The 14496-nt window shown below is 39.1% G+C and carries 7 protein-coding genes; 4 read left to right on the top strand and 3 right to left on the bottom strand.

Annotated elements, in window-relative coordinates; all coding sequences use genetic code 11:
- Nucleotides 1-35: 35 nt before the first annotated feature.
- The 3 genes from GNE10_RS05790 (at nt 36) to GNE10_RS05780 (ending at nt 4530) form a co-directional block, all read left to right on the top strand.
- Nucleotides 36-1022, top strand: coding sequence for a glycosyltransferase family 2 protein (locus GNE10_RS05790; protein WP_185564051.1), 987 nt, complete (start codon nt 36-38; stop codon nt 1020-1022).
- A 48-nt stretch (nt 1023-1070) separates the two neighbouring features.
- Complete coding sequence (locus GNE10_RS05785; RefSeq protein ID WP_185564050.1) at nt 1071-3014, top strand: hypothetical protein; 1944 nt, start codon at nt 1071-1073, stop codon at nt 3012-3014.
- An 811-nt stretch (nt 3015-3825) separates the two neighbouring features.
- Nucleotides 3826-4530, top strand: coding sequence for a Uma2 family endonuclease (locus GNE10_RS05780; RefSeq protein WP_185564049.1), 705 nt, complete (start codon nt 3826-3828; stop codon nt 4528-4530).
- Between the two features lie 235 nt (nt 4531-4765).
- Here GNE10_RS05780 and fdhD read toward each other — a convergent pair whose 3' ends face one another.
- The 3 genes from fdhD to GNE10_RS05770 form a co-directional block, all read right to left on the bottom strand.
- Entirely contained in the window at nt 4766-5614 is an 849-nt protein-coding gene (gene fdhD, locus GNE10_RS05775) for a formate dehydrogenase accessory sulfurtransferase FdhD (protein WP_185564048.1), read from the bottom strand.
- 224 nt (nt 5615-5838) lie between these two features.
- Nucleotides 5839-5973: a hypothetical protein gene (locus GNE10_RS35775; RefSeq protein ID WP_260446809.1), complete on the bottom strand. Its 135-nt coding sequence runs from the start codon at nt 5971-5973 to the stop codon at nt 5839-5841.
- A gap of 325 nt (nt 5974-6298) precedes the next feature.
- Nucleotides 6299-8521 (bottom strand): FdhF/YdeP family oxidoreductase, encoded by a 2223-nt coding sequence (locus tag GNE10_RS05770; RefSeq protein ID WP_185564047.1) that lies wholly within the window; start codon nt 8519-8521, stop codon nt 6299-6301.
- Between the two features lie 491 nt (nt 8522-9012).
- Between GNE10_RS05770 and GNE10_RS05765 the strand changes: the two genes are divergently transcribed.
- The gene (locus tag GNE10_RS05765; protein WP_185564046.1) at nt 9013-14448 is read left to right on the top strand and encodes an ATP-binding sensor histidine kinase; all 5436 of its coding nucleotides are present in this window, start codon (nt 9013-9015) and stop codon (nt 14446-14448) included.
- The last annotated feature ends 48 nt before the right edge of the window (nt 14449-14496 follow it).

The following is a 14496-nucleotide window of genomic DNA, read 5'->3' as shown; positions in this document are numbered from 1 at the left end:
TCTTTCAGAATCAAGTCAAGTATGAGGTTTTCTACATGCTTTTAAACAATGACAAAATAGAGCTTTCTGTAGTAGTTCCTATGTATAATGAGGAACCAAACATAGACTACCTATTTGAACGATTAGTCTCAGTATTAGTTCGTTTAAACATCAAATATGAAATTGTTTGTGTGAATGACGGTAGTAAAGATAATACCCTCAAATGCTTGATTCAGTATCATTATCGTAACCCTGCAATTAAGGTCATTAATTTATCTCGTAACTTTGGCAAAGAAATTGCTCTCACAGCTGGTATCGATCACACAACTGGTGCAGCAGTAGTCCCCATTGATGCCGATCTTCAAGATCCACCAGAATTAATTGAACAGTTAATTGCTAAATGGCGTGAAGGTTATGATGTAGTTTATGCAACTCGTCGATCGCGTCAAGGAGAAAGTTGGACTAAGCGTTTCACTGCTAGTGCTTTCTATCAAACTATAGGTAAATTGAGTCACATTCCAATTCCCCCAAATACTGGGGATTTTCGGTTATTAGATCGGCGTGTAGTGAACGCTCTCAAACAAATGCCAGAACGCAATCGTTTCATGAAGGGTTTATTTGCTTGGGTTGGTTTTAAACAAACTTCAATACTATACGATCGCCCCCAACGTTATCAAGGATATACTAAGTGGAATTATTGGAAACTTTGGAACTTTGCTATTGATGGAATTGCCGCATTCAGTTTAATTCCCTTAAAAGTCTGGAGTTATCTTGGTCTCGTCATATCGTTAGTTTCATTTTCCTACGCCTGTTTTTTAGTAATTCGGACTTTGTTATTTGGGATTGATATTCCTGGCTACGCTTCTTTGATGATAGCAGTGCTTTTTTTAGGGGGAGTGCAACTATTAAGCCTGGGGATGATAGGTGAATATCTAGGACGCGTCTATGATGAAGTTAAAGGACGCCCACTTTATTTGGTTCGAGATTCTTATGGCTTCGTACCTGAATCTGTTAATGAAAAATCTCTTTCTTGTAGTCCATAATTGAATTTTATTTCCAGTAGAACCTGCTTTTGAATTTGAAGCCAAAAAATGAATATTCACATTGCCAAATCCAAGCGATTTCGAGAAAGTTCTAGTTTATTGCTGCTCTTAATCGTTATTATACTCATTTCATTTCCTCTGTCACTTTATGGAATGAACTGGTCGGATACAAGTCAAATATTTCATTTTGGTAATAGAATTTTACATGGTGATTTTCCCTATAGAGATTTTGATTACCAAACTGGATTTATCGGGATTGGGATAGATGCCTTTTTTCAAAAAATCTTAGGAGAAAATTACCTCAGTAGTTTAATTGCCAGGTTGTTGGTGAAGACTACCACCCTATTTTTCTTTTATTTATCTTGTAGACAATTTGCTTCCAGGCTCATATCGTTCTCTCTTTGTAGTGGATGGTTATTCATGCATCCTGTACTTTACCGTGGCGGGAATGATAACTATGTAACTTTGTTTTTATCGATTACTAGTTTTTTTATTATTATTGGCCTGAATAATTTAACGAAAAAGGCTTCATTGATATATCTAACTACAGCCGGATTTTTTCTCGCTTTAGTAATGGCGGCACGCCAGAGTAACGGTACTATTTGTATAGCAGTTACTTTAACCGTTCTTTTCATCTATGTTTTCAGAAATATAAAAAAATATTTGTTGTCTGTTTTAGCTCCATTTTTAACTGGACTTTTTTTAGGTTTAGGATTAATAGTAGGATTTTTATTATGGAATAACAGCTTATCGCAAGCACTTTATCATCTTTTTATTGGTGCTTCCGAGAAAAAAAATATCAGTACTTTTTTAAGTTTAATGGATGCTTTATCAGGTGGAGCAATTTACCATAATTCTTCCATAGCAGAAATTATTGTATATTTTATTTTGCCGTTATTGTTGTCTGTAGTAGTTTTTATCCTCATTGGTAACCCAGAAAAATTTTTCTTTATTCAAAAGCCCAATTCCAATGAACTGACAACACCAGATAACAAAACATGGAAAAATAGAACAAATCAAGGAATTAAAGTTTTTAATAAATATTATATAAAACCTATAGTAATAGTACCAATTTTGTTAATTATTGCGGGATTGTTGGGAAATAAAATTTTAGATGAGAATAATATACTTTTTTATGACGTTCCAAGAACATTCTTTAGTTTAGCTTTGCTTGCTAGTTGTATTTTTCCTGAAAAGAGTAAACAGTTTTTCGGATTGCCATATCCAATTTTTCCCTTGCTGATGGCTCTCACACTAGGGACAACTTGGGCTATGCAGATGTCTTGGCCTGGTAGACCATATACAGATGACGATGCTTTAATTTTCTTAGCAACGCTGACTATCATAATGTCAACTAAAATTTCCATTAACTGGAAAAAAGGCTTAGCATTGGCATTTTTATTGATTACAGCCAGCATATTTTCTGTATATGTGATTCGTGATGCCATTGGCGTAGAAGCAAAGTATTACATTCCTGGTTTTTATCAGAATACTCGTTATCCTCTAGACCACCCCATGACTAAATTTGTAAGGGTAACAAAAGAAAAATCACAAGCTTTATCAATGCTGCAAGAAAATATTAAACCTGGGGATTCTTGTTTTATATACGGCTCAGCATCAGTTATTTATACTCTATTAGATTGTCAAAATCCAACACGCATTGATATTACCAACTCAGATGCTCTGACTTTAAAAATTGCACGCGAGACAGTTGGTGTTTTAAAAGCAAATCCACCAAAATGGATTGTAGATACAGGTAAAGGTAATTTCTATATCCAAGATATTTATGATGGTTCGCCAAATTTTTATGGCTCTTTCAATCAATTAAGTCCAAAGGAATTACATACAGAGTTACAAAGCTTGATAGCTGATTATCAATTTGTTACCAGCGTTAAGGATCGATTTCCTCAAGGAGAAAAATTAGAAACTAGAGACCAAGATAAAGTATTTAGGTTTCGATTATATAAGCATTCAAGGAATCAGGCGGGTTGATTGTTGGTCGAGGAACTGGTCAGTTACATTCGCAACAAGCAAACATATTATCAGCGTCAGGATTTTTGCTTAATGATTATCTCTACCAGTTTTTCTTTTGATAACTGGTTCAAGCTTTCTCGGTCTAGTTCTTGAGATGAATTTTGGTTTATATTTCTCAACTGTCTTCTTTGTCAATACTCTGCTACCTGAATCCTTATATTAGACTTCTAAGAGAAGTGGGGAAAAGGGTAAGGGGTAAAGGGGAAAGGGTAAATAAAAACCCTTTTCCCTTTAACCTTTTCCCTTTCCCCCTCTTGCAAAAGTAACTTTTGCAAGAGGTCTATTGATGTATCAAGTATTTTTCTGATTCCTGAATTCTGACGAATTATGTACAACCTGATACCAATTTGAAAAAATAATGCAACACATAGACAAGACCCCTCCCCAACCCTCCCCTTGCCAAGGGGAGGGTGCCGTCAGGCGGGTGGGGTATCTGTCGCAAACATTTTTTGAATCGGTATGAGTTACCCTTAAATCAATGGAAATAAGCTGTGAAACTAATCAAACACAGGCGGTTAGATTATATTGAAAAGCATTGCTCTCATCAAAATGCTTAACCGTTTACTGATGAACGCTAGTTACTTCAACGGGGGGAACCCCAACGCGAGTTGTTCATGGGGGAAACCACGCCAGTTCCTACAACGGATAGCGCAGCGTTAGCGAGTCATCGAGCGTCGGGAACCTCCGCAACGGACTGGCTCCCCAAGACCACACTCGCTCCGCAACGCATTGGCTCCTGTTAACTGATAACTGTCAACCACCAAGTATTATGTATAATTACAATCCCTTAGACTGCCTACCTTCATCGGCGGAATTACCAGATTCTGATGATACCCCTGTGGATAACGAACTACAAATATTAATTCCTAATTTATTGTTAGCCATCTTAGCCTCGATTTGGCAAACCCGTGATGACTGGTTTTTCGGTATCAATATGGGAATTTATCATACAGCATTACAACCTGCTATAGTGCCCGATGGGTTTTTGAGTTTAGGCGTTGAACGTTTTGTTGGAGAAAATGGACGTTCTAGTTACGTTCTCTGGGAAGAAGAAGGGATTACGCCGATTTTAGCTTTAGAAGTGGTTTCTCAAACCTACAATGGCGAATACGAACAAAAGAAAATAGACTATGCTCAATTAGGTATTTTATATTACGTCATTTATGCACCAACGCGGCTACGTCGTAAGCGTCAACGTTTAGAAGTTTATCGCTTAGTTGAAGGCAACTATACCTTACAGCTCGGCGATAAAATTTGGATGCCAGAAATTGGTTTAGGGATTGGACGAGAACAGGGTACTTATCAAGGTAGAACACGAGAATGGCTGTTTTGGTATGACAAAGATGGTAACAGATACCAAACTCCAGAAGAGATAAATGCACAACAGCAACAACAACTAGAACAAACTCAGCAGCAGCTTCAAGAACTTTTAGCCAGATTACAACAACAAGGAATTGACCCAAATTTACTATAAAATACCCGTGGCTCAAACTTTCGCACTGGGAAAACATTGCGTCAATTTCGGTAATTTTTTTGAGGTTTTCTTCGCTAGTAACAGGTGAATCCAGGAGAGGAATTTGTTCGGTGGTTAATGTAACAACTTGATTGTTTCAGTCGCAATAAGCAAGCATATTATCAGCGGGATTGAAGGACTATGAAGTTTATACAGCAAGCTCTTTAGCTCGCTTGTAGCCCTTGAACAGTCAATGTTACATAGTTTTTATTCTTTCCCAGCCAGTGTAAACGTTAAATCTTTCTCCGCGCAAGAATCCAATTAAGGTAATTCCGAATTCTTTGGCCACAGACACCGCCAAACTACTAGGAGCAGAAACAGAACAGACGATGGGAACTCCAGCAATTGCAGATTTTTGCAAAATCTCAAAACTAGAGCGTCCGCTAACTAAAACAATATGATTATTTAAAGGTAACTCGTTACTGAGGAATGCCGAACCAATCAATTTATCTAAAGCATTGTGACGCCCAACATCTTCGCGCAGATTTAATAATTGTCCTTGAGCATCGAAGGTGGCCGCAGCATGTAGACCCCCTGTTACAGTGAAAATACCTTGAGCAGCTCGGAGTTGGTCTGGTAAAGTGTAGATGATTTCAGGTGTTACCGTTAGATTAGCAACCATCGCTCGACATCCCCGCAGATGCAAAGCTTCAAGGCTGGCTTTACCACATACTCCACAAGCGCTACTAGTATAAAAATGACGCTCTAAAGGTTGTAAATCTGGAATTAAGCCGTGCCGCAGTTCTACGTTTACAATGTTATATCGTTGCTCGCCATCTACTGATTCGTCTACACAATAACTAATACGTTGGATATCTTCTCTACGATTAACAACTCCTTCAGCATAGAGGAAACCAGCAGCCAATTCAAAATCTGCGCCTGGTGTTCGCATGGTAACAGCTACAGTTTTTTGCAAGGGAGCGAGGCGAATTTCTAAGGGTTCTTCGGTGGTGAGATGGTCTAAACGCGATCGCATTTTACCATTTTCCACAACCCAAACTTGTCCTTTGGTTTTGCTACCAGCTTGTCTATTTTTAGATACCATTAATTTTTATAAATTTTCGGGATCTATATTTAATTCTCGCAGTTTTGCTGCTAAGCGATCGGCACGTTGTTTCTCTTTGGCTCGTTACTTTCTAAATCTCCGGGAGGAAATATTACATCTTTTGGGAGATCAAAATCTTGGACGACAGACATGGCTGCAAGTTTTGGGGTGATATAAGTTTAGCGTAGCAGTAGAAGTTAGAGATATTGTTAAAACCAGGAAATTTAGGTTTTTTCCAACGAGGCGATCGCATTATAATCAGGAACATCTTGAGGAAAATACTTCTTTGGCATCAGCAACATTAGCCAAACAGAATTTCCTGCTATTTTTGTTTTGCGCTTGCACAAAGGAACGGACATTTTGCCAGTTCCTTGATTTAGCTTTGAACTTAGAGTTTTGTGCTTTAGGCTAATTAAGCTTACGTGAGTTCGATGAACCTCTCCCCAACCCCTCTGTGCCTCCAAGAGGGGCAGAAATATTTTTACGTTTCCAACGAAAAAATTAGGGTTTCAAAGCCTCTCTCCCTGTGGGGGAGAGGTTTGGAGAGGGGTTTTTAGAGCCGTCGAACTCACGTTAATTTTATAACGTCCTAAATAAAGTTTTAGCGATCGCACCTTAAACCTTAAATACATTAAATACGATAAATGTCAAGGATTATGAGTGCGATCGCTATGAATGAAAAGTTTAAATTTTTTCTAAGTAGGCGATGGCATTATAATCAGGAACACCTTCGAGCGATCGCTTACTTTTATCTAATAGTACATTGCCTTCCGGCCAATGTACTTGCAAATTACCTGATTGAATAGGTGCAAGATAAACTTCGCCTTGTAACTCGCCTAACTCATTTTTGAGAATTACTTTATCTCCATCTTTTAAACCCAACTTTGCTGCATCCGCAGCATTCATTAACACCGCTTCTCGTACTGCGCCGGTGATTGCATCTCTGCGTTCTTGCACCATACTATTAAATTGTTTGCCTCGGCGGGTTGCTACTAAAAAACAGCCTTCTGGTAATTTTCGCTTGGGTGGCAATACAACTCCAAAGTGTGCTTTACCATCGGCTGTGGGGAAGTTCCAACCAAAGCACAAATGCGAACCGCCATATTGAAACTGGTCGCCTGGTTGCTGTAAATGTTGAAGACCTGCATATTGTGGCACGACTTGGGCAATTTCTTGACGCATTGCAGATGTATCAGTAAAAACTAACTTCTCTGCTAAATCTGGCCGGACACGCCTTGCCAATTCTAAAAACACTTCCCACTCTGGACGTGCTTCGCCAATACGCGGCCCTGGTATTTCTGGGCTGAAAATTACCCGGCGTTCGGTGTTCGTTTCTGTGACTCCCCCCGGTATCTCGTAGCGAGTTGTGGCAGGTAAAAGCACCACAGTATCAGCAGGTTCCACTAACATCTGGCTGGAGAGAACAATATCCATATGTACCCGCAGTGGTATTTGCTTGAGGGCACTTTCCACGTAATCTGGTTCTGGCAGTACTTCGAGAAAATTTCCCCCCACTGAAAACAACACATCTAATTGTCCTTGATGTGCGGCGTTAATCATTTCTGGAGCAATTAAACCTTTAGTTACTGGCACTTCAAAGCCCCAACGCTGACTTAATTGAGTAGCATTTTCTGGGGTGATGGCTTTACCGCCAGGAAATACCGTAGCGTAACATCCCATTTCTGCACCACCCTGGACTCCAGAGTGACCGCGAATTGGCATTAAACCGCAACCCTCCCGACCGACAAAACCTTTAGTCAAAGCTAAGTTGATAACACTCCGCACATTATCTTCACCGCACTCATGCTGAGTTATGCCCATACTCCAAACAAATACTGCTTTGTTGGCTTCCCCCACCATTTTGGCAAAGGCGTACATTTCTTCACGAGATGCACCGGCAAGTTGTTCTAATTCTTCCCAACATTGGCTTTCTAAAGATGCCTTGAGTTCTGCAAAGCCTACTGTGTATGAATTAATAAAAGATTCGTCTACCCAATTGTTGGCAATTATGTGTTTTATTGTGCCATTTAAAAATGCGATATCGCCACCCATATTAATTAAAAAGAAATCTTCGGCAAACTTAGTACCGAAAAGGGCACTTTCCACAATTGAAGGCACCCAGTAACGCTCCATTCCTGGCTCGCGGTAGGTGTTAATCACTACAATTTTAGTGCCGGCTTTTTTCGCATAATGCAGATATTTAACGGTAACAGGTTGATTATTAGCAACATTTGAGCCAATAAATACTAATAAATCAGTACCAATCCAGTCTTTATAAGAACAAGTAGTAGCTGCTGCACCAAGGGCGGCTTTTAACCCCGCTGTGCTGGGAGAATGACAAATACGGGCAGCGTTATCTATATTATTACTGCCCATTGCCCGCACAGCTTTTTGCGTGGCGTAGTAAGTTTCATTAACAGTGCCGCGACTGGTAACATAAAAGCTGAGGCGGTGTGGTGTGGTGGCGCGGATGCGATTAGCAATTACCTCTAAAGCTTCATCCCAATTGACACGGCGAAAGCCTTTTTCATTGCGTTGACGCATCATTGGGTAAGGAAGTCTTCCCAAGTCTCGCAATTGGGCGCTTTTTTGCTTTTGCAACTGCGAGACATCCTCTAGCACCACGGGGTCAAAAGCTGGCATGGTATTCATTCGCAACAACCGCAACCGGACATTACACAAATGAATGCCATCTAAAGTCCAATCTTTCATCCCGGTTGTACCGAGAGCGCAACCATCGCAAACACCTTGATTTAGGATATTCCACGCGTAGGGCAGTTGGTCGCGAGAAAGCCAAATTGCCCGAAATACTTCCCAATAGTTATTCGGGTACTGTTCGCCGATGCCGAAAGGTTTCCAACTTGCCCAATTTGCAGGTGTCCAGTGTTTTTTGGGTTTGGGTAACATGAGGCAATATATGTAAGTTGCTGGATTCTTTTAGGCTATCGTTTTGATTCACAAATGAGTAGCAAACAGCTTTGATTTTCTTCAAAGCTGCTTTGGAAAAAGTAATTGCGGATTTTTATTTTTAGAGGATGTTTGAAAAGTAATGATTGATGTATCAAATATTTTAATGTGTCGGTAGTCTGGGATTTGTTGTAGTTGCTCTCTCAGATTCATACTTGTAAAACTATAGATACTTAAATACCTTTATTAGTATTTTAATTTTTCTACGCTTGTATGAAACCACCCTGAGGGAGACAAGCACAGAAGTCACGACTCGCCGATTCTTCTCCCGTGCCTCTAAATGATACAGCAATTTAGTAGCAGTGTATACATAAAATATATTAGTATCAAAAGTAGCGATTAACTCAGTGTAATTTCTATTGGCTACCTTTGTACCACACAAGGTAATACTGACTCATAGAATACTAAAATTTGGTATGGAGTCAGTTGCAATGAACGCAATATTGAATCTAACTTGCTCAATTCCTGGATACAATTTGGTCGAGGAAGTGTATTGTGGTTCTAGGACAATAGTATATCGGGGGATACGAGAGTTAGATAGCCAACCAGTGGTTATCAAACTCCTGAAACGAGAGTATCCCACTTTCAATGAACTCTTACAATTTCGCAATCAATACAATATCACTAACAACTTAGAGATTCCAGGAATTGTGCGTTTCTTGTGCTTGGAACCATACCACAATAGTTACGCTCTAGTGATGGAGGATTTTGGTGGTGTTTCCTTAAGAATATATACCCAAGAACAATTACTTTCCATCGCTGAAGTTTTGGAAATTGCTCTACAATTAGCAGATATTCTTCAGGATCTCTACTGTCATCGTGTGATTCACAAGGACATTAAACCTGCCAATATTCTGATTCATCCCCAAACAAAACAAGTTAAACTGATAGATTTTAGTATTGCTTCTCTCCTACCCAAAGAAACCACCGAAATTAAAAATGTTAATGGGTTAGAAGGAACATTAAGCTATTTGTCGCCAGAACAAACAGGAAGAATGAACCGGGGTATCGATTACCGCAGCGACTTTTATTCGTTGGGTGTCACTCTCTATGAACTGTTAACTGGGGAACTTCCTTTTGAATCTAACGAACCAATGGAATTGGTACATTGTCATATTGCAAAACTGCCAAATCCATTAGTAGATAAAAGGAAAGAAATTCCCCAAGTTTTATCAGATATTGTCATGAAATTGATGGCAAAAAATCCAGAAGACCGCTATCAAAGTGCCTTGGGACTAAAATTTGATTTGGAAAATTGCTTAGTGCAATTACAGCAAACGGGAAACATCGATCCCTTTATTATCGGTGAACGGGACTTGTGCGATCGCTTTATCATTCCAGAAAAATTATATGGCAGAGAAAACGAAGTCCAACAACTACTAGCAGCCTTTGAACGAGTGGCTGTTGGTAGTAGCGAACTGATGTTAGTTGCAGGTTTCTCTGGAATTGGTAAAACTGCCGTTGTCAAAGAAGTTCACAAACCAATTGTCAAGAAACGAGGATATTTCATCAAAGGTAAATTTGACCAATTTAATCGCAGTATTCCTTTATCAGCCTTCGTCCAAGCATTTCGCAATTTAGTCGAGCAGATTTTAACACAAAGCGATAGCCAAATTGCCCAATGGAAAAATAAAATTATGGGCGAATTAGGTGAAAACGCACAGGTAATTATAGAAGTTATTCCCGCATTAGAAATCATTATCGGCAAACAAACACCAATACCAGAGCTATCAGGAACTGCTGCCCAAAATAGATTTAATTTATTATTGACAAAATTTATTCAAATATTTGCCAGTGGAGAACATCCCCTAGTAATCTTCTTGGATGACTTGCAGTGGGCAGATGCCGCTTCTTTAAAATTTTTACAATTATTAATGAATGAAGTAAATCTGGGACATTTATTATTAATTGGAGCTTATCGAGATAATGAAGTATCGCTAGCACATCCTTTAATATTAATATTGGATGAAATTCGCAAAACTGGTGCAAAAATTCACACAATTACCTTGCGACCACTGAGTCATTTGAAATTAAATCATTTAGTTGCGGATACCCTTGCGTGCCCAGAAGATGTAGCATTTCCACTATCACAATTGGTATATCAAAAAACTAAAGGTAACCCGTTTTTTAGTACGCAGTTTCTCAAAGCATTACACCAAGACGGGTTAATTGAGTTCAACTTACAATCGGGCTGTTGGCAATGTGACATCGCCCAGATAAATCAGCAAGCTCTGACAGAAGATGTGGTGGAATTCATGACATGGCAATTGCAAAAGTTACCTGAATTTACTCAATTTGTATTACAGTTAGCTGCTTGCATTGGCAATAAATTTGATTTAAAGACATTAGCTACAGTTTGTCAATTATCAGAGGTAGAAACTGCTGCTGCTTTGTGGAAGCCATTACAAGAAAATTTAATTTTACCTGAAAGTGAAGTTTATAAATTTTATCAGCAGGAGTCATTAGTTAATAGTCATTTGTCATCAGTAGAGAATCGAGAACAAATGACAATTACCTATAAATTTTTGCACGATCGCGTCCAACAAGCTGCATATTCTTTGATTCCCGATGACCAAAAACAAGCTACTCATTTAAAAATTGGGCAATTGCTACTCCAAAATACAACAGCAGCAGAACAAGAAGAAAATCTGTTTGAAATTGTCAATCAACTCAACATCGGCAAATCTTTAATTCTCGAACATTCGCAGCAAATACAACTTGCCGGACTCAATCTCAAAGCGGGACAAAAAGCCAGAATTGCAACGGCCTACACCGCCGCCTTGGAGTATGCCATCACAGGCATTTTTTTGTTGAATCTTGCTGAGAAAGAATCTTGCTGGCAGACACAATATAACCTCGCCTTACCACTGTATGAGCTAGCAACAGAAACCACCTACCTCAGTGGTGATTTTCAACAGATGGAGCAATTTGCAGATATTGTTCTTCAACAAGCTAAAACAGCCATCGATAAAATAAAAGTTTATGCTGTTAAAATCCAAGCTGAAATGGCCCAAACTAAAAAATTGCAAGCTGTTAAAATTGGCTTAGAAGCTTTGGAATTACTAGGGATAAATATATCCGCATCGCCTAATTACTCAGATACTCAGCAAGCAATTACTGAAATAGCAAATTATCTCAATGGCAAGAATATCGAAGATTTGATTAACTTGCCTTTGATGACAGATATCGAAAAATTAGCAGCTGCCAGAATCTTAAATAGTATTGGTACTGCTACCTATCAAGCTGCGCCCGAAATTTTTCCCTTAGTGATTTGCAAACTGGTAAACTTATCAATCAATTACGGCAATTCACTTTTCTCCAGCTATGGTTACGCTTGTTACAGTATTCTTTTAAATGAAATAATTCAAGATATTGACTTGGCTTATCAAACCAGCAAATTAGCCTTAAAATTAGCCGAAAATTTCAATATCCCAGAGATGAAAGCAGTTGCATTTATGATGGCTGGATGTTCGACGATTTTTGGCAAAGTTCATTTGAAAGAAACATTGCCAATTTTGTGGGAAAGCTATCAAAATGGCATGGAAAGTGGCAACTTAGAATTTGTTGGTTATGCTGCCTTAACGAAATGCCAAAATTCATATCTATTGGGGCATGAGTTAATCGGATTGCAAGAAAATATGTCAACCATTGGTGATGTTTTGACTCAACTCAAACAAGAAAATATTTTATATATACTAGGTATTTATCAACAGTCAGTGCTAAATTTGTTAAATTCCTCTGGAGATCCATGCAGTTTTCATAGTGAAATTTGCGATGAAGAAACTTGTTTACAACTACTAGATAATGCTAGCGATCGCACTGCATTTTTTCAGTTCTACTTGAACAAAATGATGCTTTGTTATCTATTTGGACAATACCAAGACGCCTGTGAAAATGCACTGTTGGCTCAAGGGTATTTAGATGCAATACAAGGAACAATCTTCGTCCTAGTATTCAATTTTTATGATTCTTTGGCGCACTTAGCAATTTATTCATCATTGCCAAATGCAGAACAACAAAAAATCTTAAGTCGAGTGACAAACAACCAACAAAAAATTCGCCTATGGGCAAACCACGCACCAATGAATTTTTTGCACAAGTTTTATTTAGTGGAGGCAGAACGAGAGCGAGTGCAAGGTAATAAAGCCCAAGCAATAGAGTTTTATGATGACGCCATCAAAGAAGCTAAGGAAAATGAATATATCCAAGAAGAAGCGATGGCTAACGAACTCGCTGCTAAATTTTACCTCCACTGGGGGAAAGAGCGCATTGCTGAAGATTATTTAATTGCTGCCTACTATGGCTATGCTCGTTGGGGTGCAAAAGCTAAAGTTGCCGAATTAGAACAACGCTATCCGCAATTGTTAACAACAATTCTCCAACAGTCTACTAGAGGATACATACCTAATGAAACTGTGTATGCAAACGAAAACCGATTTATTTCTCAAACCTCCTCATCGGGAAGCGGTGCTAGCGTATCCACATCTTTAGACTTAAGTGCCATTCTCAAAGCCTCTCAACAACTATCGAGCGAAATTCAACTCAACAAACTACTGTCAGCACTCTTAGAAATAGTCACCGCAACCGCAGGCGCAGATAAATGTGTGTTGATGTTGTTCGATGGACATCAACTGAGTATTCAGGGAGTAGCTCAAATAGGGCAACCTGCGGTGGTTTTGCAGTCCATACTGCTGTCAGAAAGCGAGGATGTGCCTGTGAGTTTAGTGAACGCAGTCAAACGCAGCTTAAAAGCCACTGCCATCGAGAACACAATGGAGCATCCATTGTTATTAACTGAAGCTTACATTTTACGCCAACAGCCAAAGAGTATCCTGTGTACGCCAATTTTGCATCAAGGCAAACTCCTTGGTGTGCTTTATCTGGAAAACAACTTAACAACTGGAGCATTTACCCACGAACGCGTCGAACTGCTGAACTTACTTTGCACACAAGCCGCCATCTCCTTAGAGAATGCCAAACTCTACCAACAAGCACAACAAGCAATCCAAGATTTGCAACAAGCACAGTTACAAATCGTGCAAAGCGAGAAAATGTCTGCACTGGGTAACTTGGTTGCTGGGGTAGCTCACGAAATGAATAACCCTCTGGGTTTTATTGCTGCTAGTCTCAAACAAGCTAAACCCACACTTGCTGATATTGTTGAACATCTGAAACTATATCAAGAAAATCTACCAGAACCAGGGGATGAAATTACAGAACATGCCGCAGAAATTGACTTGGATTATAGTTTAGCAGACTTACCAAAGATGATTGATTCCATGACTATAGCGTGCGATCGCTTGAAAAATATCAGCACTAGTTTAAGAACTTTCTCCCGTGCAGATCGAGATTACAAAGTGCGTTTCAATATTCACGAAGGTCTAGATAGCACGATTTTAATTTTAAAACATCGTCTCAAAGGAAACGAACAACGTCCTGCCATTGAAGTTACAGTCAACTATGGTAGCTTACCACAAATTGAATGTTTTCCGGGTCAATTAAATCAGGTATTTATGAACATCTTGGCTAATGCCATTGATGCCTTAGAAGAAGCCAATCAAGGACGTAATTTTGAGGAAATTAAACTTAATCCTAACCAAATTACAATTACAACTTCAGTGGTAGATCGAAATGTCAAAATAGCCATTGCTGATAATGGTCAGGGGATGAATGAATCAGTCAAACAAAAAATCTTTGACCATTTATTTACTACCAAAGGTGTTGGTAGAGGTACAGGTTTGGGTCTAGCGATCGCCCATCAAATTATCGTAGAAAAACATGGCGGTACTTTAGATGTCAGTTCTACACCGGGTGAGGGAACTGAATTTACCATTATCATACCGATTCACGAGCGAACGAAGGGGTGATGGGGAGGTGGGGGGATGAGGGAGACAAGGGAGATGAGGGAGACAACG

It is taken from the genome of Nostoc sp. 2RC (assembly GCF_014222165.1).
GTDB classification, from domain to species: domain Bacteria; phylum Cyanobacteriota; class Cyanobacteriia; order Cyanobacteriales; family Nostocaceae; genus Nostoc; species Nostoc linckia.
The sequence above is the reverse complement of the archived record's forward strand: the minus strand, read 5'-3'. Positions and strand labels throughout refer to the sequence as shown.

Bases quoted from the DNA above. Each gene is read 5' to 3' on its own strand.
- GNE10_RS05790 (WP_185564051.1), top strand. From the start codon at position 36: ATGCTTTTAAACAATGACAAAATAGAGCTTTCTGTAGTAGTTCCTATG.
- GNE10_RS05785 (WP_185564050.1), top strand. From the start codon at position 1,071: ATGAATATTCACATTGCCAAATCCAAGCGATTTCGAGAAAGTTCTAGT.
- GNE10_RS05780 (WP_185564049.1), top strand. From the start codon at position 3,826: ATGTATAATTACAATCCCTTAGACTGCCTACCTTCATCGGCGGAATTA.
- fdhD (WP_185564048.1), bottom strand. From the start codon at position 5,614: ATGGTATCTAAAAATAGACAAGCTGGTAGCAAAACCAAAGGACAAGTT.
- GNE10_RS35775 (WP_260446809.1), bottom strand. From the start codon at position 5,973: ATGTCCGTTCCTTTGTGCAAGCGCAAAACAAAAATAGCAGGAAATTCT.
- GNE10_RS05770 (WP_185564047.1), bottom strand. From the start codon at position 8,521: ATGTTACCCAAACCCAAAAAACACTGGACACCTGCAAATTGGGCAAGT.
- GNE10_RS05765 (WP_185564046.1), top strand. From the start codon at position 9,013: ATGAACGCAATATTGAATCTAACTTGCTCAATTCCTGGATACAATTTG.